Consider the following 22,778-nt stretch of genomic DNA (forward strand, 5'->3'; position numbering starts at 1 on the left):
TGCCAGTTGTACGAGTCGTGTCGGTCGTGCCCGTCGTACGAGTGCTGTCGGGCGTGCCCGTTGTGCCAGTTGTCATGCCTCGAACGCTAGGCTCGCGGCGTTTCGGTGAAGGCCGAAGCATGCGAGCGACACTCCTCACCCCACCAGATGCCGATTCGGCCCCTTGGCCGCCCCCTCGTACTCGGCCAGCACCACCACATCCACCCCCGCCCCCGCCAACACCCCGCTCCCGTCGGCCCCCGCCACGAACGTGTCCGGTTCGCGCCAGGCCGTCACCACCCGCCCCACCCCGGCGTCGAGGATCAACCGCGCGCAGGGCCGGGGCCGGGAGGCCCGCCGGGTGCAGGGCTCCAGGCTGGTGTACACCGTGGCGCCGGGCAGCCGGGGGTCGCCGGGCGCGATCTTCGCGAGCGCCGCCTCCTCCGCGTGCACGACCGGGTCGCCGCCCTCCCGCGAGTGGCCGCGCGCCAGCTCCGTACCGTCCTCCGCCACGACCACCGCGCCCACGCTGAACGCCGTCTCCGACGGCGGGCACAGCGCCGCCAGCTCGCACGCCAGGGCCAGCCAGCGGCGGTCGGCCGCCGCGGCCAGCCGTCCGGCACCGGGGGCGGTGGGCTCGTAGCGCATGAGGACGACGTCTTCGATGGGCCGTGTCTCGACCAGGCGCAGGCGTCCGGACTGGTAGTGGCCCGGGCCGAAGAGGCGGGGGGCGGACGGGTCGCCGACGAAGAGGGGGGCGAGGACGAGTTGGAGTTCGTCGGCCAGGCCCTCCAGGAGGAGTTGGGTGTGGATCGTGCCGCCGCCCTCCACCATCAGGCGGTGGACGCCGCGTACGTCGTGCAGATGCGCGAGCAGCGCCCGCCAGTCGAGGGTGTCGCCGAGCGCGACGACGTCCGCCGCGACGGGCGTCTCCTTGAGGCGCAGGGCGCCCTCCGTCGTCGTACAGACGACCCTTTCGCCGCCCGTGTGCCAGAAGTTGGCGGTCGGGTCCAGGTCGCCGGAGCCGCTGACCGTGACCTTCAAGGGGTACTCCGGCTTCCCCGCCGCCACCCGGGCCGCCCGTCGCTCGGGGGAGTTGACCAGCAGCCGGGGGTTGTCGGCGCGGATCGTGCCGGCGCCGACGAGGATCGCGTCGACGGACGCGCGGACCTCGTCGACCCGGTCGAAGTCGGCCGGGCTGGACAGGAGGAGGCGTTCGGGGCCGGTGTCGTCCAGGTAGCCGTCGAGGGAGACGGCGGCGGACAGGAGGACGTAGGGGTAGGGCATGGGCGCACTCCACCTCGGGGCCGGTGGACCGGGGAGGACCGGCGGGCTTGGTTCAAGTTTTAAGCAAATCTACACTGGTGCCATGACGACTCGCTGGCTCACCCCGGAGGAGCAGCGCGCCTGGCGCGCGTACATGGGAGCCACCCTCCTCCTGGAGGACGCGCTCGACCGGCAGCTCCAGCAGGAGGCCGGCATGCCGCACCTGTACTACTCCATCCTCGCCAACCTCTCCGAGACCCCGGAACGCCGCCTCCGGATGACCGATCTCGCGGAGAAGCTGAAGATCACCCGCAGCCGGCTGACGTACGCCGTCACCCGGCTGGAGAAGGACGGGCTGGTACGGCGCGAGGAGTGCCGCTGGGACAAGCGGGGCAGCGTGGCCGCGCTGACGGACGAGGGGATGGCCGTGGTGGAGCGGCTGGCGCCGGGGCATGTGGAGACGGTGCGCGCGACGTTGTTCGATCATCTGAGCCCGGAGCAGGTGGGGCAGTTGGAGGAGATCTTCACCGGGATCGCGCAGGCCCTGCAAGGGGATGAGGGGCGCAGCGCGGCGGGGGATGTGCCGTGGCGGCGGCGGTCGTCGCCGTGCTCGTGAGGGCGGCTGATGGGGCCCCATGAGGTGGGTCATAAAAATGTTGCTTCAACTTTAAAGCATGGCGTAGGGTCTCCGATCGAAGGGCTGCTTCAAAACTGAAACACATGACCCCGGAGACCCGTATGCCCGACTTCCCTGCCGCCGCGCCGCGCGCCCGCGTCCGGGTACCGCTGCGCTTCCACGACGGCTACAGCGTCGACGCCGACCTGGTCACCTTCCACGGCCTGACCGACGGCCAGGAACACGTCGCCGTCGTCCTCGGCGATCCCGGCCCCCGCCCCCTCGTACGCCTGCACTCCGAATGCCTCACCGGCGACGTCTTCGGCTCCGCCCGCTGCGACTGCGGCCCCCAGCTGCGCGAGGCGGTCGAGCGCATCGCGGCCCGCGGCGGCGTGCTGCTCTACCTCCGCCAGGAGGGGCGCGGCATCGGCCTCTACAACAAGCTCGACGCGTACGCCCTTCAGGACCAGGGCCTCGACACGTACGAGGCGAATGCCGCGCTCGGCCTCCCGGAGGACGCCCGCGACTACACGGCGGCCGCCCAGATGCTCCGCGCCCTGTCCATCACGGACCTGGACCTGCTGTCCAACAACCCCGACAAGGCCGACCAGCTCCGCGGCCTCGGCATCACCGTCCACGACCGCGTCCCCACCGGCGTCTTCACGACCGCCCACAACGTCCGCTACCTGCGCGCCAAGGTCCTCCAGACCCAGCACACCCTGCCGCTGGCGGAGCTGAACGCGGGGTGAGCGGGGTGCTCGGGTCCGGCACTGCTCCGCCCCGGGACTACTCGGCCCCGGGTTCGAAGTCCTCCACGAAGTAGCTGTCGTGCCGGATGCGGAACTGCTTGAGTTCCTCGCCACCGCGCTGCGCCATCTCGGCGACCCGCTCGAAGTACTCCTCGCGGGGGGCGCCCGGGGAGAAGAGCAGAAGCATGGACATGGGCTCGTCGGTCACGTTCTTGAAGGCGTGCAGGCCGCCGACCGGTACGTACAGGAAGTCGCCCGCGCGGCCCGTGACCCACTTCTCGCCGTTGTAGAGCTCCAGTTCGCCCGAGAGGATGTAGAAGGACTCCGACATCGCCCGGTGGAAGTGGGTCTTTGCCCCGGCGGATCGTGCACCCAACTCCACCTTGTACAGACCGAATTCGCCGCCGGTCGACTCATGGGTGGCGAGGTAGTGCGTCGAGCCGCCGGGTGAGGAGACGTCCGGCGGGGTGCCGGCCGGGCGGAAGACCGCGTTCACTTCACCCTTGTCGCCGCGGTAGCGGGGCTCCGGGTACTCGAGGTGTTCCGGGTACGACATGATGCGCTCCCTTCGGCAGGCCTGCACCGACTCCTTCCGGCAGGCCTCCACCGACATCGTGGCTCCCACGTCCGAACGGCGACATCGGCCCATTGGCTGATCTTGACGGGCCGGGGAATGAGGGCCGGGGACCTACGGCCGAGGACATAGGGCCGCAGCAGCACGCATCGCAGAAGGCCCGCGCGGCTTCACCGAGGGTGGAGGCGGGGGAGAGGTCCAGCGCCGCGTCGGGCAGTACGACGCCGAACTCCTCCTCGGCGGCCACGACGAGTTCCCTCAGGGCCAGCGAGTCCATGCCGAGACTCTCGAAGGTGGCCTCCGAGGTCACCCGGCTCCGGCTCACCGGCACGTCGAGGTGGTGGACGAGCAGCGCGACCAGCGGCTCGGGCAACTCGGTCCGTCCCGCGATCTGGATCATACGGAGGGGCTCCTGTTCGGTCTCCGAGCCGTTCTTTCTTCATAAGGAACGCCCGACCCGGGCGACCGGCCACGGCTCGATCGGGTGGTCCCCGAGCGGCTGGAAATCGCTGGTCAGCGGGGCGGACGGAAGCTGTGGCGCGTCCGGCCCCGCGCATGGCGTACACTGGTGACACACCGACGCGGGGTGGAGCAGCTCGGTAGCTCGCTGGGCTCATAACCCAGAGGTCGCAGGTTCAAATCCTGTCCCCGCTACTGAAGGCCCGGGGCCGGAATCCAGATCATGGATTCCGGCCCCGAGTCGTTTACCGCCGACGCCCGTCACCAGGGGTGAGCGAGCAAACGCCCTCCGCATAACAACTGACACACAGTCAGATGCGATTACGGTCCTGAACGCCGGTCAACTCGCCCGATTTTCGCCGTTCATGGCCTGTACGTCCCGGCAGAAAACGTTAATGATCAAGCGGAACGGCTTGGAAATCAGGCCTCGGTTCTATTAACGTCCGATAACACAGCGCGGTCGTCCCAGCCGTCACAAGAGGCGGCTCCGTGCGCACGCGCCGAATCCCGCGCGGGGCCCTCACCGGCCACACAAGGGAACCGGGGAACCACCACCTTGGGGTGAATCGGGCGTATGCCGCCGTAGCAGTACGGCTGGTTTACGCGCGTAGGAGACCTTCCTGCTCCGAACCCGTCAGCTAACCCGGTAGGCGAGAAGGAAGGAAAGGAGTACGCCCACGTGGCGTCCAACCGGCCTGCCCCACAAGCCCCGTCCGTGCCTGGCCAGCGCACCGCCGACAGCACCGACACGTTCGTGTACGGCGCACCGCGCACCGACGAGGGCCCGTGGGAGGAGTGGAACCCCACCGCGGAGTCCATCCGTCCCGTACGCGGCCGGCATCGTGTCTCCAAGCAGCGCGGCGGCGGACTCGCCCGCAGCTCCACCGTTCTCGGCGTCGGCGTCATAGCCGCGGTCGGCGCGGGCGGCATGGCCAGCGCGAACACCGGCAAGCCGCCGGTGTCGATCTCCCTGCCCGACCTGCCCTCCGTGGGCGCGCTGATATCCGACGACGACTCCGACTCCGCCGAGACCAAGGCCGCGAGCGCCCCGCTCAGCAGCCTCGGCACGACCGCCGCGGACACCGCGGAGGGCACCACCGACGCCGGTGAGGCGCTGCGCGCCCGCATCATCGCGCAGGCCGAGCAGCAGCAGGAGCAGGTCGAGAGCAAGGCCGCCGCCGAGGCCGCGGCGGCCGCCGAGAAGGCCGCCGCGGAGGCCGCCGCCAAGGCGGAGAAGGAGGCCCAGGAGAAGGCCGCCGCCGCCAAGGCCAAGGCCGAGGAGGAGGCCCGCGAGAAGGCCGAGGCCGAGCGGCTCGCCGCGCTGGCCAGGCAGTACACGCTGCCGACCTCCTCGTACACCATCACCTCCACCTTCGGCCAGGCCGGCGCCCTGTGGTCGTCCGGCTACCACACCGGCCTCGACTTCGCCGCGCCGAGCGGCACGCCCATCAAGGCCGTCCACAGCGGCACCATCACCGAGGCGGGCTGGAGCGGGTCGTACGGCTACAAGACCGTGCTCACCCTCGACGACGGCACCGAGATCTGGTACGCCCACCAGTCCTCGATCGGCGTCAGCGTCGGCCAGAAGGTCACCACGGGCGATGTGATCGGCCGCGTGGGCGCGACGGGCAATGTGACCGGGGCGCACCTGCACCTGGAGGTGCACACCGGCGGCTCCGGCGGCATCGACCCGCTGGCCTGGCTGCGCAGCAAGGGCCTCAACCCCTGAGACGCGCTTCTCTCGAACCCCGGCGGTCCTGACGGCAACCCCCCCGACGTCAGGGCTGCCGGTTTCCGCTGTCCCCAGCCCTGTACGGGCCTACGACCGATACGGGTTGTACGCCGGGTAGGGGTAGGGCCCCGTCGGCCCGTGCCCCGGTGCCCAGCCGTACACCGGCGGCATCATCACCGGCGGCGGCGGCGCTGTCACCCGTGCCGCGTACTCCAGCGCCGGGCGGGCGATCTCGCGGCGGTTCCACAGCTCCTGGAGCAGCTCGCGCTCCCGTACGACGAAGTCCGCGCGGGCGCGGCCCCGGCGGCCCCGATGCCGTAGGAAGGCCAGCGACGTGGCGTACGCCTCGTACTGCGCGACCGCCCGGGCGGCCGGCTTGCCGAGGTGGTGGCCGGCGTACTCGCGGGCCAGCCGACGCGCCCGCATCGAGCCCAGGGCGAACGGTTCGGCGGGCGAGAGCCAGCCGGCGACGACGTAGGCCGGGAGCTCCTCGCGGACCGTGCGCAGCTCCCGTTGCCGCGTCCAGATCACCAGCCACGTCAGCAGCCCGAACGCGGGCACCATGAAGCCGCCGTACACCGCGAAGAAGCCGTAGTCGCCGAAGGTCGCCGAGCCGTTCCAGAAGGCGTGCATGCCCATCGCGAGCAGCAGCCCGGCCGGGGGCAGCAGGATGCGGCGCAGCCGCTGGCGCTCCCCGGCGAGCGCGGCGAATCCGAAGCCGATGCCGGTGAGCACCGTGAACAGGGGGTGCGCGAACGGCGACATGATGACCCGCACGAAGAAGGTCGCGGCGGTCACGGAGGCGATCCCGCTGTGGCCGGCCAGCTGGTCGGTGCCGAAGGCGGTGCCGAGGTAGAGGATGTTCTCGGTGAAGGCGAAGCCGGTGGCGGTGACACCGGCGATCACGACGCCGTCGAGGATGCCGGTGAAGTCGCGGCGCCGGAAGAGGAAGAGCAGCAGGATCGCGGCCGCCTTGGCGGACTCCTCCACGATCGGGGCTATGACCGTGGCGCCCCAGGTGTCGGCGCTGGTCGGGTCGGCGGTCGCGGTGGCTATCCATCTCGTCGCGAAGCTGTTGGCGATGATCGCGATCAGCGCGGCCGCGCAGGCACCCCAGGAGAAGGCGAACAGCAGGTTCCGCCAGGGGCCGGGCTCGACCCGGTCCAGCCAGCGGAAGGCGGCTATGAGCAGCGGCACGGGCAGGATCGCGAGGCCCAGGCCGACCAGGAAGCCCTCGGTGCCGGTCTGTTCCCGGACCAGGGCGAGGATCACCAGGCCGGACAGCGTCAGCAGCGTGATCAGCGCGCCGTACCGCACCCAGCGCTTCTGCCACCAGTGCGCGTGCCGCAGGGGGCCGCCGGTGGGGATGCCGGGGTTCGTCGGGTACGGGGGACTGATCGCCACGGCATTGACCCTAACGAGGGAAGATTCGAACGAGGGAGGGATTTACGGCTGACCTTCGCGCCGGTCTTACGGTCGACCTTCACGCTGGTCGTCGTGCGGTACGCGGCGGAAGAGCAGGTCGCGCACCACATGACCCTTGTCCAGACCCTGGCCCTCGAAACGGGTGAGCGGGCGGAATTCGGGGCGCGGCGCGAAACCTCCGTCGGGCCGGGTGTTCTCGAAGGCGGGGTGCGCGGTGAGCACTTTCAGCATCTGCTCGGCGTACGGCTCCCAGTCGGTCGCGCAGTGCAGGATCGCGCCCGGCTTCAGGCGGCTCGCGGCGAGGGTGAGGAAGTCCGGCTGGATCAGCCGGCGCTTGTGGTGCCGCTTCTTGGGCCAGGGGTCGGGGAAGAAGACGCGCAGCCCGTCGAGGGAGTCGGGGGTGAGCATCTCGCGCAGCAGGATGATGGCGTCGCCGTTGGCCACCCGGATGTTGCTGAGGCCGCCCTGGTCGGCGAGGTTGAGCAGATTGCCCTGGCCGGGGGTGTGTACGTCCACGGCGAGGATGTTGGTGTCCGGGTCGGCTGCGGCCATCCGGGCGGTGGCCTCGCCCATGCCGAAGCCGATCTCCAGCACGACGGGGCTGCCGTTGCCGAACAGCTCGCCGAGGTCGAGGACCTGCCGCCCGTCGATGTCCAGCCCCCACTTGGGCCAGAGCCGCTGCAACGCGTCCGCCTGCCCCGCGGTCACCCGGCTCCGCCTCGGCTGGAAACTCCGGATCCGCCGCTCGAAGTGCGAGCCGGCGGGGTCCGCCCTGGGGCCGTCCGGGAAGCGCGGTTCACCCTTGGCCCGGGTGTGACGGATGCCGCCGTCGGGGGCGTGGTGGGGGGCTTCGGGGGTGTTGAGGGAGTCAGACACAGTGGGTTCGATTTTACGGGGTTCGGGTGCGGGCGGGTTCGCGCGCGGGGGTCGTGGGGCCGCGGGGGCTGCGGAGTCGGCCGCGGGGGCTGCGGACGGGCATGCGGGAGTTGCTGTACGAGGCTCATGCCCGGCCCAGTGCGTTCAGTGCCCGCCGGGCCACCTCCCGGCCGATCGGCAGGGAGGCCGTCGCCGCGGGGGACGGGGCGTTCAGGACGTGCACGGCCCGCGCACCCTCGTGGATCAGGAAGTCGTCCACCAGCGTGCCGTCCCGGAGCACGGCCTGGGCCCGTACCCCGGCCGCCGCCGGGACCAGGTCCTCCTCCGTCACCGCGGGCATCAGCCGCCGCACCGCCTCGGTGAACGCCGCCTTCGACACCGACCGCCACAGCTCCCCGCCCCCGTACCGCCAGTGCCGGCCCGCTATCCGCCACGCGCCGGGCCAGGCCAGCGTCCGGGCCAGCTCCCGGGGCCGGACCACGCCCCAGCCGTAGCCCTCGCGGGCGAGCGCCGGTACGGCGTTGGGGCCGACGTGGACGCCGCCGTCGATGCCGCGCGTGAGGTGCACGCCGAGGAACGGGAACGCCGGGTCGGGGACCGGATAGACCAGGCCGCGCACCAGCTCGGGCCGCGCCAGCTCGTAGTACTCCCCCCGGAACGGGACGATCCGCATGCCGGGGTCGTCCCCGGTCATCCGGGCCACCTCGTCGCAGTACAGCCCGGCGCAGTTCACCAGCACCCGCCCGCGCACCACGGCCCCGTCCGCCGTCCGCACGGCAACCCCCAGCTCGGGGCGCCGGTCGATGCGCACCACCTCCGCGCCGTACCGGATCTCGGCCCCGGACGACTCGGCCAGCTGCCGCGCGACCGCGACGAAGTCGCACACCCCGGTCGTCCCGACGTGTATCGCCGCCAGGCCCCGCACCTGAGGCTCGTACTCCGCGATCTGGGCCGCGACCAGCTCCCGTACCGGAATGCCGTTCTCCCGGCCGCGCTGCACGAGCGCGTGCAGCCGGGGCAGCTCCGCGCGCTCGGTGGCGACGATCAGCTTGCCGGTGACGGCGTGCGCGATGTCGTACTCCGCGCAGAACTTGACCATCTCCGCCGCGCCCCGCACCGCGTAGCGCGCCTTGAGCGAGCCGGGGCGGTAGTAGATCCCGCTGTGGATGACGCCGCTGTTGCGCCCCGTCTGGTGCCGGGCGGGCCCCGCCTCCTTCTCCAGCACGGTCACCCGCGTCCCCGGCGCGGCACGCGTGATCGCGTACGCCGCCGACAGCCCGACGATCCCGCCGCCGACCACCAGCACGTCACAGTCATAGGCGCCCGCCCGCACCCGCACCACCTCCCGCTATCGATAGTGCACTGCGCCACTGACAACGCCGAGAAACCTGCCCGCCCCCTATCGGGGCCGCAGGCCCCATAAGGGGCGCGGGGAACGGCGCGAGCAACCCCCACCGGCCCGCACACCCAGCACGACATCAGCCAGGCAGACGCGAGGGGACCCTGCCCTACGCGGGCGCCATCAGCAGAGGCCGAGCCCGCTCCCGCAACTCCACCACCCGCGGCTCATCCCCATACGGCTCCAGCCGATGCAGCAAATCCCGCACATACTCCGTGGTCCGCGCGGACGATATCCGCCCCGCGACCTCCACCGCCCGCACCCCCTGCTCGCACGCCGCATCCAGGTTCCCGGACTCCAGTTCGGCAACCGCGGACACGACAAGCCGCAGCCCGTGCGAGCGGACGAACTCCTCCGTCGGCTTCGACAACGCCTGCTCGGTGAACCGCCGTACCTGCCGCGGCGCCTTCAGGTCCCGGTAGCACTCCGCCGCGTCGGCGGCGAAGCGGTCGTAGGAGTAGAAACCCAGCCAGGACGGGTCATGGTCGCCGTCGCGAGATCGTTCCAGCCAGCCCTCGGCCGCCTTCAGGGCGGCCCCGGCGGCCTGGGCGTCACCCGCGCGCGCGTGTGCGCGTGCCTCGACGAGGCGGAAGAAGCTCATGGTGCGGGCGGTGGCCAGCCCCCGGTTGCGCTCCAGCGCGGCCTGAGCGAGGTCGACGCCCTCGTCGCCGAAGCCGCGGTAGGTCGCCTGCAGCGACATCGACGCCAGCACGTACCCCCCGAGGGGTACGTCTGCCGCCGCCCGAGCAAGCCGCAGCGCCTGGATGTAGTACCGCTGCGCGGCCTCCTGCTGGCCGGTGTCGAAGGCCATCCACCCCGCAAGGCGGGTCAGTTCGGCACTCGCCCCGAACAGCGCCCGCCCCACCTCGTCGGAGTAGGAGCCGAGCAGCAGCGGTGCCGCCTCCACGCGTAAGCACTCGGGCACCATCGACGAACGCCAGTCGCCGCCGCCGTACTTGGAGTCCCAGCGCCTGGCGTCTTCCGCGGCCTCCCGCAGCTTCTGCACATCGCTGTGGCCGACTTTGATCGCTGCGCCGGAACCTTCCGCCGGGTTCGCCTCGCGCGCGACCGAGCTGTCGGCCGGGGTTATCAGCCACCGTGAGGCGGGCGTTGCGTATGCGCTCACCGCGAACGACCCGGCGAGCGACTGCCAGATGCCGCCGGTGCCGGCCCGGCGGCCGGCGAGGTCGAGGCGGTACAGGTCCGTCGCCGAGCGGACCGCCTGTCCGACGTCCCGGGGGAAGGAGAGGCCGACCTCCGGTGCGGGATCGGCGTCCGCCAGGCCGATTTCGTGCAGCGGCACCGGACGGCCCAGCTTCTGGCCGATCGCGGCCGCGATGAGGTGCGGCGCGGCACCCTGCGGCACCATGCCCTTCGACACCCAGCGCGCCACCGACGTCTTGTCGTAGCGAAGCGTCAACCCGCGTTGGGCGCCAAGGTCGTTGACGCGTCGTGCGAGTCCCGCGTTGCTGATTCCCGCGAGGGCGAGAACGGCGCCGAGTTTTTCGTTCGGCCCGCGTTGCTCCCTGGACATGCGCCACCCCTCGACACAGACGGCTGCCGCGCTGGCATAACCACGCGGCATTCGTAAACCCAGCGTAGTTCGCCGCATCCCAAGCGTTAAGGGGCATTCTTCCGGATGGCGGGATTGTGGTCCGTACGGAAGTACGGTCCCGGTACGCACAGTTGTGGCGTGCTCCCGGTGTGTGGCCGTGCGCCCGTCCGTGCGCTCTTCTCCGGCCATCTCGGGAGCGGTTCCATGGCTGTGCGTGGGTCGGCCCGCTGTACTGGGACCAGTGGGCTGGGGGATACCGCCGCCTCAATCCCCGCGGGCGGCGGACCGGTCCGGGAGGCGAACTCCGCCTCCCGGACCGTGCGTGGACGGAGCGGTGCGCAGAGCCTGTACGGAGCGTGCACGAAACGAATGCACGTGCATCTGCGTGGAATCGATTTGGCCGAAAATCGACCCCGCTCTCTGTGGGTGATTACCGCGTCCACCACGGACTTTGAGGGCGCGTAGGGGGTTTTCAGGGGGCGTATCGGGGGCGCATTCGCGTCGCAGTTGCCTTGTGGCAAGCCGCTGTTGGGGCGGCCCGCAAGGGCGTCACGCGGCGGCTTCCGGGGCGTCTCCGGGGTATCTCCGGGGTATCTCCGGGTATCTCCGGGTGTCTTCGGGGTATCTCAGGGTTGCGCGAGGCGGTGCGCGGGGCGCATTCGAGGGATCACAAGCGGCACCGCTGCCGCTCTGCGGCGCGTTCTTCGTGGCAGCATGGTGAACCGGTTCGTACGGTGCACTGGTTGTCCACAGCCTGTGGAGGCGTCGATGCGGTGGTTGGTGGGTTGGAGCAGCACCGCCACGGGATCCGCCGAGATCGGCTCGGCGGGGGCGACCGGTTACGACGGCGAGACCCTGCACCCGGTCGGCTCCCAACTCCTGTGGGGCGACCCGGATCCGCTGTGGGCGGTCGGCGACTGGCGGCCCGACGAGGTCCGCCTCGTCTCGGCCGACGCCCGGACCCGGATCGCGGTCCTGGGCACCTGCGGCGCCACCGACGAGGAACTGCGCCTGGGGCTGCTGGCCGCGCGCGGAGGGGCACTTCGGCATCTGACGGCCTGGCCCGGCAGCTACACGGCGGTCGTCCAGGTCGGCCGGCGCATCACCGTCTGCGGCGATCTGGCGGGCGCCAGGCCCGTGTTCCACACCCCCTGGGCGGGCGGCACCGCCTATGCGACCGCCGCGCTGCCGCTGGCCGACCTCATCGAGGCCAACCTCGACTTCGGGCACCTCGCCGCCCTGCTGGCCGCCCCCGACGTCCCCGCCGCGCTGCACGACTCCACCCCGTACGACGGCGTACGTCGCATTCCGCCGGGGCATGCACTCATCCTGCGCGCCGGGGCGCGCGAGGTCGCCGGATACGAACCGGTCGCCTCCCTCGCCGTCGCCGCACCGCCCGCCGACCCCGACCGCGCGGTCGACGCCGTCCGCGACGCCCTCGTCGAGGCCGTCCGCACCCGCCTCGCCGCCCCCCGGCACGTCCCCGGCGCCGACATCGACCCCGGGCCCGTTCCCGGCATGGGCCCCGCCGAACGACGTGCCGCGCGCGGGATGCCGGTGCCCGGCATCGGAGCGGACCTGTCGGGCGGGTCCGCCTCGGGCACGCTGGCGCTGCTGGCGGCGGGGCTGCCGGGCATGCCGGGCACCGTGCTGGGACACGGCACGGGGGCGGGGGAGCGGCTGCTGGCGGTCACCTTCAACGATCTGGCGGTGGCCGGCCGTGAGGCCGAACTGGAGCGGGCGGGGGCGCTGGCCGCCAACCCGCGCTTCCACCACGTCGTCGTGGCGGGCGGGGAGGAGACCCTGCCGTACGCCGACCTCGACGGCCCCCTGACCGATGAACCGGGCCCCAGCCTGGTCACCGCCGTCCGGCACCGCGCGCGGCTCGCCTCCGGCAGCGCGGACCACCTCACCGGGTACGGCGCCCGCCAGGTGCTGGACGCCCATCCGGCCCGCCTCGCCGACCTGCTGATGGACCGGCAAAGGCGCCACCTCGTCCGGCCCGTGGCCGCCCTCGCCAAGGCCGACGGGTCCGTCCTGGTCCCCGCGCGCGTGTACGCGGCGGCACGGCGGCTCGCCCGCACGCCCTACGGGTCCGGCCTGGAGAGCCTCGCGGAGCGGCTGCTGCAGAAGCGCTTCGAGGAACCCGGGGGCGCGGTCGGTGCCTCGCTCGCCGCGCTCACCTGGGCCAGACCGGGACCGGCGGCCCGCTGGCTGACCGGAGAGGCACTGGCTGAAGTATCGATTCGCTTGCAGGGGGCCACACATCGCTCCGGCGCCGGGCTCGGACCTGGTCAGCGGCCGGGCGACTTCCGCGCGCGGGCGGCACTGGCCCGCACGGCGGCGGACATCCGTGTACTGGAACAGGCCGCCGAGATCCGCTTCCAGCGCCTGCACGTGCCGTTCCTCGACAATCAGGTCGTACGGGCCTGCCGCGCCCTCCCGGAGGCCCTGCGCGTCCAGCCCGGGGCACGCGCGTCGATCCTGCGCACGGTCCTGCAGGGGGCCGGCATCACCGACCTCCCGCCCGGCTGGGGCGCCCCCTCCCACGCACCGGCGGCCGCCGCCGCGCGGGCCGGCCTCCGGGTGGCGGTCGACTCCCTGATGGTGCTGTTCGACACGCCCCTGCTGGCGGAGGCGGGCCTGGTCGAGGCCCGGGTCGTCCGCAAGGCACTGCGCGCGGCGACCCAGGGCGAACCGCTGCCCCTGGACGGCCTGGCCGACCTGGTGTCCCTGGAGCTGTGGCTACGACGGCTGCTGGCCAGGCGGGGCACCTGCTGGACCGGGACACCCGCACGCGCGCGTGCGGTGCCCGCGGGGATCACGCCGAGGCGGGGTGCGCTGGCGTCCGGCGCGTGAGGGTCATCCGCAGGTGAACTTGGACTCCGCCCAGTCCGCCACCGCCACGTGGTCGACGTGGCCGCGCGGCTCCACGACCAGGCGAACCGTCCTGCGCCCGGCGAGGTCCACATGCACCGGTGTCGCCGCGTCGCCGCCCCTGATCAGGCCGGACTTCCAGAGCCGGGTGCCGTCGGCGTAGACGGAGAAGTGGACCTTGCCCAGGCCCAGCGTCGAGTCGTCGACGCCGACCAGGGCGTCGTACGACGTGCACGCGCGGTTGAGGTCGACGGTGACCGACGACCGGGCGTGGACGCTGACCCCGCGCGCGTACGTCGTTCCGCCGATCGACAGGCCGTAGCGCTGCCAGACCCAGCTGCTCTCGCTCAGCCGCAGTTCGGGCTTGGTGCCGTCGCCTGTGAGGTCGTAGGAGAGCTCGTTGAGCTGGTAGGAGGCGGGGGGCGGGGGAGGCGGGGTCGGGGTCGGTGTCAGGGGCGGAGTGGGGGTGGGCGTGGGGGGTGGTGCCGGTCGGGGTGTCGGGGTCGGCTTCGGGGTGGGGGTGGGGGTGGGTGTCGGGGAGGGTGACGGGGTGGGCGTCGGGGTCGGGTCGGCCGCCGGGATGACGGGGGGTGCGGGAGGTTCCGGGGCCGGTTCCGACCGGGTGGGGGCGGGCGGTTCCGGCTGTGTGGCCGGGGCCGACGCGGGGGGCCTGGCCGCCGGCTGCTTCTCGGCCGGATCGTCGTTGCCGGCGAGGGCGATGGCCACGACCGCGATCGCCGTGGCGACCACACCGGCCGCGATACCGGCCTTCACGGGCGCGGCCAGGCCCTCCGCCGCCGCACCGCCCCCGCCGCTCGCCCCGCCGGACGAGCCGCCCGCCGCCGAGGCGGCCCCTGCCGCGCCCGCCGCACCGGCTCCGGCGCCGCCCGCGACGATCCCGGCCGCCTTGGCGTACCCGGCGGCCCCGAACCAGCCGATGACGGCGACCGGCACGACGGCGGGGATGCTGCTCGCGAGGTCCTCGATCTGGCTCGCGGCCAGCCGGCACTTCGCGCACTCCTCCAGGTGCCGGCGCAGCCCCCGCTCGGCGCGGGTGCGCAGCCTGCGGCGGGCGTAGGTGCCGAGCTGGTCGGCGTAGCGGGCGCACTCCTCGTCACTGGTGAGCGTGGCGCTGACGTGGGCCTGGAGGTAGGCCTGCTTGAGGCCCTCGCGGGCGCGGCTGGCGAGCACGCGCGTGCCGTTGGCGTCGAGCCCGAAGAGCGTGGCGACCTCGCTCGGCGACTCGTCCTCGACCTCGGTGTGCCACAGCACGGCCTGCCAGCGCTCCGGCAGCGAGCGGAACGCCCGCATCGCCAGGGACTGCTCGGCCGCGTGCATGGCGCGCACGTCCGCGCCGAGGTCCAGGTTGTCGGTGTCGGACACCTCGGCGGCGCGGGTGGACTGGGCGGCGAACACCGCGAAGTCGTCGACGAGTTGCTCGCGTTTGGCGGAGTTCGTCCAGTTCGCGGCGACGCGCCGGACGGTGGTGAGCAGATAGGCCCGTACGGCGTGCTCGGGGCCGTGCCCGCCACGCACCGCCTGGAGCGTGCGCGCGAAGACCTCGGCGGTGAGGTCGTCGGCGGTGTGCGGGTCGCGGCAGCACGTGCGCGCGTACCGGCGTACGGCCTCCGCGTGGCGGCGGTACAGCTCCTCGTAGGCCGTGTCGTCGCCCGCGCGCATCCGGCCGATCAGCTCGGCGTCGGACGGCGGCAGCTCGATCGGTGGTGGCAGGACACTGTCCTCCCGTCCGTCGCGCTGGGCCGGCACCTGGGGTGCGGTCAGGCCGCCGGTCTCACCGCCCTCGTCACCGAGTGACTCGTCCCGCCCGTCAACGCTCATCGCGGAAAGCCCCCGCCGCCTGCCCAACCAGTCCCGAACAGGGGCCAGGTTGCCATATTGGCTTTTGTTCGGAGGTGGTCGCGGAGACCATCCACCCGTCCGTGGGGGCCCGTCGTGAGCCAGTGCTAGTGCTCAGTCGTTCGGCGCGGCTGACAAGGGGCCGCCGTGGACCCAGGTTGGGCAGGGGCCGGGCGAGGCGTGGGCGACGCGGCACCCACGCCCACCGTCACACCGGCCGCGACCGCGATCACGGGCCCACCGTCACACCGGCCCGACCGCAGGACCACCGTCACACCGGCCCCGACCACGGGCCACCCTCACGCCGGCCGCGACCGCAGGCCGTCCAGGAGGATGTCCAGCAGCCGTGCGGAGGCCGCCGCCTGATGCGTCGCGTCCGGCAGCGAGGGTGCCGCCGTCGCGATCACCAGCAGGACGTCCGAGACCGACACGTCCGGCCGCAACTCGCCCGCCGCGCGCGCCCGCTCCACGAGCTGGCCCACCACGTCGAGCAGCGCCGCCGCGCCGGCGTCGTCCCCGGCCGCCGCGGGCGCCTGAGACACCAGCCGCAGCTCACCGCCGCCCGGCTGCGTCCGCTGCTGCGGCACGCGGGCCTCGTCGGGCTCGCCCTCCTCGGCGACGCCGACCCGCAGCACCTGCGGCGGCAGCAGCCGCCCGGCGCCGGACGCCACCGACGTGCGCAGGAAGCGCGACAGGGCCGACCACGGCTCGTCCTCCTGGCCGAGCGCCGCCCGGGCCTGGTCGGTCAGCCGGGACGTCTCCTCCTCGGCTATTCGCCGCACCAGGACGTCCTTGCTCGGGAAGCGCCGGTACACCGTGCCGACACCGACCCGCGCGCGGCGTGCCACGTCTTCCATCGGCGCGCCGTAGCCCAGCTCGCCGAAGACCTCGCGCGCGGCCCGCAGTACGTGTTCGAGGTTGCGCTGTGCGTCCACCCGCAGCGGCGCGGTCCGCGGGCCGTCCCCGCGTCCGTTGCTCGCCACCGCGCCGACCGCGCCACCAGGTGCGATGGCAGATGCGGAAGACCAACGAGAGTCCTGAATGTGCATACGAATTCCCCCGGTAATGACGTCTCCCCCCGGAGACGCTCCCCGCCGTTGATGGCCGGAGCGCGCGGAACCGGCCCCTGTCACGAGCCGACCCGCCGGGCCGCCGGACCGCCCGCCGCGAACCCGGAGAACCGACGAGTGCATCCCCCTACACCCCGTCGACACACGAACATAGTTGAGAGACAGTCAATTCAGAAGGGGCAGGTTCCGCACAGTGCGCCCCCCGATCGGAGTACGGGTCGTATACGTCCCGATTGCGCCCCCCTTCCTCACCCCGCTTACAGCACCTGACCTGCGCGGATCCCTCCCGCCCGGCCCTTTCGGCCAACCATGGGGGTGCTCCCGTCCGGTCACACAAATTGCCGGGGCTGTGGACAAACGCAAGCGACGGGTGCGTCATGGGATGGTGAAGGAACGTGCGCGCATTCTCGTTGTCGGCGGCGGCTACGTCGGGATGTACACGGCCCTGCGCCTGCAGCGGAAGCTGAGGCGGGAACTCAGGCAGGGCCAGGTCGAGATCACGGTCGTCACGCCCGACCCCTACATGACGTACCAGCCGTTCCTGCCCGAGGCGGCCGCCGGTTCCATCTCCCCGCGCCATGTCGTCGTACCGCTGCGCCGCGTCCTGCCCGACTGCCGCGTGATAGTCGGCGAGGTCCGCTCCGTACGGCACGCCGAACGCCTCGCGACCCTCACCACCCTCGCCACCGAGGAGGAGGGCGCGGGCGCCGAGCAGGTGCCGTACGACGAACTGGTCCTCGCCCCCGGCTCGATCGCGCGCACCCTGCCCGTCCCCGGTCTCGCCGACCACGGCATCGGCTTCAAGACCGTCGAGGAGGCCATCGGCCTGCGCAACCACGTCATCGAGCAGATGGACATCGCCTCCTCCACCCGCGATCCCGCGATCCGCGACGCGGCCCTCACCTTCGTCTTCGTCGGCGGCGGCTACGCGGGCGTCGAGGCGCTCGGCGAGCTGGAGGACATGGCCCGCTACACCACGCGCTACTACCACAACATCCGCCCCGAGGACCTGAAGTGGATCCTCGTCGAGGCCTCCGGCCGCATCCTCCCCGAGGTCGGCGAGGAACTCGGCCGCTACACGGTCACCGAACTGCGCCGCCGCAACATCCAGGTCCTCCTGGAGACCCGCCTGGAGTCCTGCGCCGACCGGGTGGCGGTCCTCAGCGACGGACAGCGCTTCCCCACGCGTACGGTCGTCTGGACGGCCGGCGTCAAACCCCATCCGCTGCTCGCCGCCACCGACCTGCCGCGCACCGACCGGGGCCGCCTGAAGTGCACCCCGGAGCTGGCGATCGAGGGGCACGCGCACGCGTGGGCCGCGGGTGACGCCGCCGCCGTACCGGACGTCACCGCCGACGCGCCCGGCGCATCCGCCGCCGAGTGCGCCCCCAACGCGCAGCACGCGCTCCGCCAGGCGAAGGTCCTCGGCGACAACATCGTCCACTCCCTGCGCGGCGAGCCCCTCCAGACGTACGCCCACAAGTACGTCGGCTCGGTCGCCTCCCTCGGACTGCACAAAGGCGTCGCCCACGTCTACGGGCGCAAACTGAAGGGCTACCCCGCGTGGTTCATGCACCGGGCCTACCACCTGAGCAGGGTGCCGACCTTCAACCGCAAGGCGCGCGTACTCGCCGAATGGATCCTCTCCGGCCTGTTCAAACGGGAGATCGTCTCCCTCGGTTCACTCGAACATCCCCGAGCGGAGTTCGAACTCGCGGCCGGCGGAAAGCCTCCTTACGACCCGAAGGGGTCGACCTGACCATCCCGAGGAACTCCTACGGCCACCCCGGCGTCTGACGGATGTCGGCCCGGTCGGCCACACTGCCAGACTGGTCCACGCGTCAGGGCGGGCCGCCGCCCACCCTGCCCACCGAACCCACGAGGCTTTTCCCAAGTGCTGCACTTCCCAGGGGCCGTGACAAGGCACGGTCACCGCCGCGCCACCCTCCCCCGGGGGACCGGACCGGGTCCGGAGCCGGTCGACCACGACTACACGAGGCAAGGATTCGTGAACTTCACGCGCTGGAGCGCCCGGCTCCCCGGAACGCAGCGCCGCGCCGCAGCGCGGACCGACCAGACGGTCACCACGGACCGTCGCGGGGACGGCTCCGTCCCGGCCGCCCGCGTCGAACAACTGACCGACGACCCGCCGTCGGCCCCCGTCGTCGACGAACTGCCGGTACGCGAGGTGCTCGAACGCGTCCCCGCGCTCGTCGCCCTCGTCCACGGCCCCGACCACCGCCTCGCCTACGTCAACGACGCCTACGCCACGGCCTTCGGCGGCCGCCCGTCGGGCGAACCGGCCGGCGAGGCCCTCCCCGAACTGCGCGACCTGGGCCTGCTGCCCCTCCTCGACCAGGTACTGCGCAGCGGCAAGCCCCGCACGGTCAAGTCCCGCAAGGCCCCCGACGGCCGCTCCTACACGTTCACCTGCACCCCCGTGGCCGACGGCACCGGCGACGGCGTCCTGATCTTCGCCACCGACGTCACCGACCACGCCGAGGCCGCCGAACGCCTCCGCGCCAGCGAACGCCGCCAGCGCGAGACGGCCGTCACCCTTCAGAGGTCGCTGCTCCCCCAGGAGCTCGAACAACCGGACGACCTGCGCATCGCAGTCGCCTACCAGCCGGGCGGCACGGAGGCCGCGGTCGGCGGCGACTGGTACGACGTGATCACCCTCGGCGGCGGCCGCACGGCCCTGGTCATCGGCGACGTCATGGGCCGAGGCGTCCGCGCGGCGGCCGTCATGGGCCAGCTCCGTACGGCGGTCCGCGCCTACGCCCGTCTGGACCTCCCCCCGCACGAGGTGCTGCAACTGCTGGACGGCCTCGCCACGGAGATCGATGCCAACCAGATCGCCACCTGCGTGTACGCCGTCCACGACCCGAACGAGGGCCGGCTGGTGTACGCCTCCGCCGGCCACCTCCCCATCCTCGTCCGCGACGAGAACGGCACGGTCCTGCGCGCCGACGAACCCACCGGCCCACCCCTCGGCACCGGCGGCTGGATGCACACCTCGGGCTCGGTCCCCCTCGCCCCCGGCTCCATGGCCGTCCTGTACACCGACGGCCTGGTCGAACGCCGGGACGCCGACCTCGACGAGGGCATCGAGGCCCTCCGGCACGCCCTCGCCGGCGCCACCGGCACGCCCCAGGTGATCTGCGACCGCCTGCTCCGCTCGGCCGGCGTCACCGCCGACCACGACGACGACGTGGCCGTCCTGGTCCTCCAGCACCCCGCCCGCACCGGCGCCGACAGCGACCTCTTCCGCAACGCCGCCCTGGAACTCCTCGGCGGCGTGGAAGCGGCCCCACGCGCGCGTGCCTTCGCCTCCGGCGTCCTCACCAGCTGGCGCTTCCCGACCGACCTGCACGACCTGGGCGTCCTGGCCGCCAGCGAACTGGTCGCCAACTCCCTCCAGCACGGCACCCCACCCATGCGCCTCCGCCTCCGCCGCACCGACCGCCGCCTGATCATCGAGGTCACCGACGGGGACGACCACCTCCCCCGCCGCCGCCGAGCGGAGCCCGGGGACGAGTCGGGCCGCGGCATCGCGATCGTGGCGACGATCGCCTCGGCGTGGGGCTGCCGGAGAACGCCGGGCGGCGGCAAGGCGGTGTGGTGCGAGTTCGCGCTGCCCAACAAGCCGACCTAGCGGACACGGCCGCGGGCCGGACGGCTACGGCTACTGGGCCTCCGCCGGCACCGGCTCCGCGGCCCCGCCCCGCGTCACCACCCGGCTGCGCGCAAGCCACGGCTGGTCCTGCGCCTCGGTCAGCTGCCGCCCCAGCCGCACGGCGAGGACGGTGATCCCCAGCGAGAACAGCAGGAACGTCACGATGTACGGCGCGTGCAGCGAGGCCCCCATCGGCCCGCCCACCGCCGGCCCGACGGCCAGCGCCAGCTGCTTCACCAGGGCGAAGGCGGAGTTGTACTGCCCCGCCATCCCACTGGGCGCAAGATCGGCGACAAGCGGAGCCACCGTCGGCGACAACATCGCCTCACCCAGCCCGAACAGCGCGTACGTCGAGATGAAGGCGGCCGTCGCCATCTCCCGACTGCCATGCCCCAGCCCGGCATATCCCGCCGCCACCCAGGCCACGGCCCAGATCAGCCCCACAGCGGCGATCACCCGCGACCGCCGCCGCCGCTCGACGAACCTCAGCACCAGGAACTGCGCCACGACGATCACCGCGGTGTTGGCAGCCAGCGCCGTCCCCAGCGCGGACGTGGAGATCCCGGCTGCCTCGACGCCGTACGCACTGAGCCCCGACTCGAACTGCCCGTAGCAGGCGAAGAACAGCACGAACCCGAGCACACACAGCTGCACCATCGCCCGGTTCCCCAGCAACTGCCGCCAGCTGCCCTTGGCGGATGCCGCCGGCGCCTCCCCGATCCGCGGCGAGTGCGGCATCCGCACGGTCACCATCACCACGACCAGCAGCAGGAACATCGCCGCCTCGATCGCGAACAGCAGCGTGAACGACGACACCCGCGTCGCGTCCACGAGATGGCCCCCGATCAGCCCACCGACACCGAGCCCGAGGTTCTGCAGAAAGAACTGCATGGCGAACGCCCGCGACCGCGTCTCCGCCGACGAGCAGTCCACGATCATCGTCGCCAGCGCCGGCTGCATCACGGCCTGCCCGGCCCCCAGCGCGGCCGCCGACAGGAGTACGGCGACCGCGGTGCCCGCGAGCCCCAGGCTCAGCGCGCCGACCGCGGCGGTGACCAGAGCGACGAGCAGCACCGGCAGCGGGCCCCGCCGGACGATGGCCCGCCCGGCGAACGGCAGCACGATCAGCGCGGCCACGGCGAAGACGGCGAGGACGAGCCCCGCCGTCATGGCCCCCAGCCCCCGCACCTGCGCCACATAGACGTACAGGTAGGGGACGGTGAAGCCGAGCCCGAAGGCGCTGAGTGCGTTACCCACGTGGATCCGGCGCATCGCTGCGCCCATCGCCCTGGTCACGTTCACCTCTCTCAAGATCGCGAAGCCTCAGAGGTTAGACCTGAAGACTTCGAAGCTAAATTTCAAAGCTAAAGAGTACATACAGAAGGACTTCAATGCCAACGAACCCCGTGCGATACTGCGACCATGGGCGACACCCCCGGCGTCACTGAGCCGACCCTCGAAGAACAGATCGCCGCCTACCAGCGCGAGTTCCGGGACCTCGATCCGCAGGTCGAGAAGATCGTCTCGGCGCTGTCCCGGCTGAACCGCCGCATGAACGTCGCCTACGGCCGCCAGACCGCCGCGCTCGGCATCAGCAACGCCGAGTGGGAGGTCCTCAAGGCCCTCGTTCTCTCCGGCGCCCCCTACCGCATGGGCCCCAGCGACCTCGCCAAGCGCCTCGGCCTCACGCCGGCCGCGATGACCCACCGGATCGACCGCATGGTCGCCGAGGGACTCGTGACCCGGGAGCGGGACGAGAGCAACCGCGTACGGGTGATCGTGGAGCTGACGTCGGAGGGCCGCGAGAAGTGGCTGGAGGCGATGCGCCTCGCGTCGGTCTTCGAGGAGGACCTCCTCCAGGACCTCTCCCCGGACGAGCGAACGGCCCTGGGTGAGGTCCTGACCAGGCTCCTGCGCAGGGTGGAACACGCCCAGCCGGACGCCGGTGGCCGCCTCAGCGACCTGGACTGACCGCGTCTGACCTGGGCCGATGGGGACGGAAAAGATCTTGACAGGGGACGCTTGACAGCCCCCTCCCGGATCCGTAAAGTTCTTCGGGTTGCCGCGGAGCCGTAACGGTTCTTCGGCAGTACCTCCCGCCGCGAAAGCGGCAACCAAACCACAGCACGATCTCCCGACGGGGTCGATTTCGGCGTGCCCGAATTCAATTCCGAATGGGACTCGGCGACACCGATCGACTCGAGATCGACCCGATTGGGAATCGCCGAGAGAATCCGCTAAGGTTTGAGACGTCGGAACGGCCCAAGGGCCGGGAAGACAAACCCCGCTGACTGGGGATCAGGTCGAGAAAGGATCTGATAGAGTCGGAAACACCGAAGGGAAGCGCCCGGAGGAAAGCCGCGAGAGAGTATCTCGGGTGAGTACGAAGGAAGCGTCCGTTCCTTGAGAACTCAACAGCGTGCCAAAAGTCAACGCCAGATATGTTGATACCCCGACACCGGGAAGTTTCCTGGTGGCGAGGTTCCTTTGAAAAAATACAGCGAGGACGCTGTGAACGGTCGGATCATTCCATTTGACTGTTCCGCTCCCGTGAAAAGCATTCACGGAGAGTTTGATCCTGGCTCAGGACGAACGCTGGCGGCGTGCTTAACACATGCAAGTCGAACGATGAACCGGCTTCGGCCGGGGATTAGTGGCGAACGGGTGA

17 protein-coding genes, 1 tRNA gene, 1 rRNA gene and 1 riboswitch (1 of these 20 running past the window's edge) are annotated in these 22,778 nt (G+C 72.0%); of the genes, 9 read left to right on the plus strand and 10 right to left on the minus strand.

The genetic code is table 11. The features are described from left to right. Window positions 1-135 precede the first annotated feature (135 nt). Window positions 136-1,266 (minus strand): dihydrofolate reductase family protein, encoded by a 1,131-nt coding sequence (locus tag HJD23_RS22180; protein WP_171112078.1) that lies wholly within the window; start codon window positions 1,264-1,266, stop codon window positions 136-138. Between the two features lie 82 nt (window positions 1,267-1,348). Here HJD23_RS22180 and HJD23_RS22185 point away from each other — a divergent pair, with 82 nt between their 5' ends. Together HJD23_RS22185 and ribA are read left to right on the plus strand one after the other, a co-directional pair. Continuing rightward, a complete protein-coding gene (locus tag HJD23_RS22185) occupies window positions 1,349-1,861 on the plus strand; it encodes a MarR family transcriptional regulator (protein ID WP_171112077.1) in 513 nt (170 codons plus the stop codon). Between the two features lie 122 nt (window positions 1,862-1,983). Then, window positions 1,984-2,610 carry a GTP cyclohydrolase II gene (gene ribA / locus HJD23_RS22190; protein ID WP_171118524.1) on the plus strand — a complete coding sequence of 209 codons (627 nt, stop codon included), beginning with the start codon at window positions 1,984-1,986 and terminating at the stop codon, window positions 2,608-2,610. A 37-nt stretch (window positions 2,611-2,647) separates the two neighbouring features. Here the strand turns inward: ribA and HJD23_RS22195 are convergent, their stop codons facing one another. Together HJD23_RS22195 and HJD23_RS22200 are read right to left on the minus strand one after the other, a co-directional pair. After that, on the minus strand, window positions 2,648-3,166 hold the full coding sequence (locus HJD23_RS22195) for a cupin domain-containing protein (protein WP_171112076.1): 519 nt from the start codon (window positions 3,164-3,166) through the stop codon (window positions 2,648-2,650). After that, on the minus strand, window positions 3,108-3,584 hold the full coding sequence (locus tag HJD23_RS22200) for a phosphopantetheine-binding protein (protein ID WP_171112075.1): 477 nt from the start codon (window positions 3,582-3,584) through the stop codon (window positions 3,108-3,110). The genes HJD23_RS22195 and HJD23_RS22200 overlap by 59 nt, the downstream gene beginning before the upstream one ends. A 180-nt stretch (window positions 3,585-3,764) precedes the next feature. Between HJD23_RS22200 and HJD23_RS22205 the strand changes: the two genes are divergently transcribed. Beyond that, a tRNA-Met gene (locus tag HJD23_RS22205) sits at window positions 3,765-3,838 on the plus strand. A 293-nt stretch (window positions 3,839-4,131) separates the two neighbouring features. Then, window positions 4,132-4,311, plus strand: a riboswitch (cyclic di-AMP (ydaO/yuaA leader). Window positions 4,312-4,322: 11 nt separating this feature from the next. Further along, window positions 4,323-5,372 (plus strand): M23 family metallopeptidase, encoded by a 1,050-nt coding sequence (locus HJD23_RS22210; protein ID WP_171134063.1) that lies wholly within the window; start codon window positions 4,323-4,325, stop codon window positions 5,370-5,372. A gap of 90 nt (window positions 5,373-5,462) precedes the next feature. On the opposite strand, the gene HJD23_RS22215 is transcribed toward HJD23_RS22210, so the two are convergent. The 4 genes from HJD23_RS22215 to HJD23_RS22230 all read right to left on the minus strand — a co-directional run bounded on the left by HJD23_RS22215 (window position 5,463) and on the right by HJD23_RS22230 (window position 10,609). Further along, window positions 5,463-6,779, minus strand: coding sequence for a PrsW family intramembrane metalloprotease (locus HJD23_RS22215; protein WP_171112074.1), 1,317 nt, complete (start codon window positions 6,777-6,779; stop codon window positions 5,463-5,465). A 66-nt stretch (window positions 6,780-6,845) separates the two neighbouring features. Beyond that, window positions 6,846-7,676 (minus strand): tRNA (guanosine(46)-N7)-methyltransferase TrmB, encoded by an 831-nt coding sequence (trmB, locus tag HJD23_RS22220; RefSeq protein ID WP_171112073.1) that lies wholly within the window; start codon window positions 7,674-7,676, stop codon window positions 6,846-6,848. Between the two features lie 124 nt (window positions 7,677-7,800). Continuing rightward, entirely contained in the window at window positions 7,801-9,018 is a 1,218-nt protein-coding gene (gene lhgO / locus HJD23_RS22225) for an L-2-hydroxyglutarate oxidase (RefSeq protein ID WP_171112072.1), read from the minus strand. Between the two features lie 166 nt (window positions 9,019-9,184). Beyond that, entirely contained in the window at window positions 9,185-10,609 is a 1,425-nt protein-coding gene (locus HJD23_RS22230; protein ID WP_171134064.1) for an MFS transporter, read from the minus strand. A 789-nt stretch (window positions 10,610-11,398) separates the two neighbouring features. Between HJD23_RS22230 and HJD23_RS22235 the strand changes: the two genes are divergently transcribed. Continuing rightward, complete coding sequence (locus tag HJD23_RS22235) at window positions 11,399-13,489, plus strand: asparagine synthase-related protein (protein WP_171112071.1); 2,091 nt, start codon at window positions 11,399-11,401, stop codon at window positions 13,487-13,489. Between the two features lie 3 nt (window positions 13,490-13,492). Here the strand turns inward: HJD23_RS22235 and HJD23_RS22240 are convergent, their stop codons facing one another. Next, window positions 13,493-15,346 (minus strand): sigma-70 family RNA polymerase sigma factor, encoded by a 1,854-nt coding sequence (locus tag HJD23_RS22240; protein WP_171134065.1) that lies wholly within the window; start codon window positions 15,344-15,346, stop codon window positions 13,493-13,495. Window positions 15,347-15,663: 317 nt separating this feature from the next. Continuing rightward, on the minus strand, window positions 15,664-16,413 hold the full coding sequence (locus tag HJD23_RS22245) for a TetR/AcrR family transcriptional regulator (RefSeq protein WP_171118504.1): 750 nt from the start codon (window positions 16,411-16,413) through the stop codon (window positions 15,664-15,666). Window positions 16,414-16,816: 403 nt separating this feature from the next. Here HJD23_RS22245 and HJD23_RS22250 point away from each other — a divergent pair, with 403 nt between their 5' ends. Together HJD23_RS22250 and HJD23_RS22255 are read left to right on the plus strand one after the other, a co-directional pair. After that, window positions 16,817-18,193 (plus strand): NAD(P)/FAD-dependent oxidoreductase, encoded by a 1,377-nt coding sequence (locus HJD23_RS22250; RefSeq protein WP_171118506.1) that lies wholly within the window; start codon window positions 16,817-16,819, stop codon window positions 18,191-18,193. A gap of 249 nt (window positions 18,194-18,442) precedes the next feature. Continuing rightward, a complete protein-coding gene (locus tag HJD23_RS22255) occupies window positions 18,443-20,089 on the plus strand; it encodes a SpoIIE family protein phosphatase (protein WP_171118508.1) in 1,647 nt (548 codons plus the stop codon). A gap of 30 nt (window positions 20,090-20,119) precedes the next feature. Here HJD23_RS22255 and HJD23_RS22260 read toward each other — a convergent pair whose 3' ends face one another. Next, the gene (locus HJD23_RS22260; protein ID WP_171119260.1) at window positions 20,120-21,394 is read right to left on the minus strand and encodes an MFS transporter; all 1,275 of its coding nucleotides are present in this window, start codon (window positions 21,392-21,394) and stop codon (window positions 20,120-20,122) included. Between the two features lie 138 nt (window positions 21,395-21,532). On the opposite strand from HJD23_RS22260, the gene HJD23_RS22265 reads away from it, so the two are divergent. Both HJD23_RS22265 and HJD23_RS22270 read left to right on the plus strand, forming a co-directional pair. After that, window positions 21,533-22,081 (plus strand): MarR family transcriptional regulator, encoded by a 549-nt coding sequence (locus tag HJD23_RS22265; RefSeq protein ID WP_171118510.1) that lies wholly within the window; start codon window positions 21,533-21,535, stop codon window positions 22,079-22,081. Between the two features lie 589 nt (window positions 22,082-22,670). Next, window positions 22,671-22,778, plus strand: a 16S ribosomal RNA gene (locus HJD23_RS22270) (it continues 1,409 nt past the right edge of the window).

This window comes from Streptomyces sp. Z423-1, from assembly GCF_013009255.1.
GTDB lineage: Bacteria > Actinomycetota > Actinomycetes > Streptomycetales > Streptomycetaceae > Streptomyces > Streptomyces gossypiisoli.

Coding starts and splice junctions, on each gene's coding strand:
- HJD23_RS22260 (WP_171119260.1), bottom strand. CDS start 21,394: ATGGGCGCAGCGATGCGCCGGATCCACGTGGGTAACGCACTCAGCGCC.
- HJD23_RS22195 (WP_171112076.1), bottom strand. CDS start 3,166: ATGTCGTACCCGGAACACCTCGAGTACCCGGAGCCCCGCTACCGCGGC.
- HJD23_RS22185 (WP_171112077.1), top strand. CDS start 1,349: ATGACGACTCGCTGGCTCACCCCGGAGGAGCAGCGCGCCTGGCGCGCG.
- HJD23_RS22200 (WP_171112075.1), bottom strand. CDS start 3,584: ATGATCCAGATCGCGGGACGGACCGAGTTGCCCGAGCCGCTGGTCGCG.
- HJD23_RS22265 (WP_171118510.1), top strand. CDS start 21,533: ATGGGCGACACCCCCGGCGTCACTGAGCCGACCCTCGAAGAACAGATC.
- HJD23_RS22180 (WP_171112078.1), bottom strand. CDS start 1,266: ATGCCCTACCCCTACGTCCTCCTGTCCGCCGCCGTCTCCCTCGACGGC.
- HJD23_RS22245 (WP_171118504.1), bottom strand. CDS start 16,413: ATGCACATTCAGGACTCTCGTTGGTCTTCCGCATCTGCCATCGCACCT.
- HJD23_RS22250 (WP_171118506.1), top strand. CDS start 16,817: ATGGTGAAGGAACGTGCGCGCATTCTCGTTGTCGGCGGCGGCTACGTC.
- HJD23_RS22230 (WP_171134064.1), bottom strand. CDS start 10,609: ATGTCCAGGGAGCAACGCGGGCCGAACGAAAAACTCGGCGCCGTTCTC.
- HJD23_RS22240 (WP_171134065.1), bottom strand. CDS start 15,346: ATGAGCGTTGACGGGCGGGACGAGTCACTCGGTGACGAGGGCGGTGAG.
- HJD23_RS22235 (WP_171112071.1), top strand. CDS start 11,399: ATGCGGTGGTTGGTGGGTTGGAGCAGCACCGCCACGGGATCCGCCGAG.
- ribA (WP_171118524.1), top strand. CDS start 1,984: ATGCCCGACTTCCCTGCCGCCGCGCCGCGCGCCCGCGTCCGGGTACCG.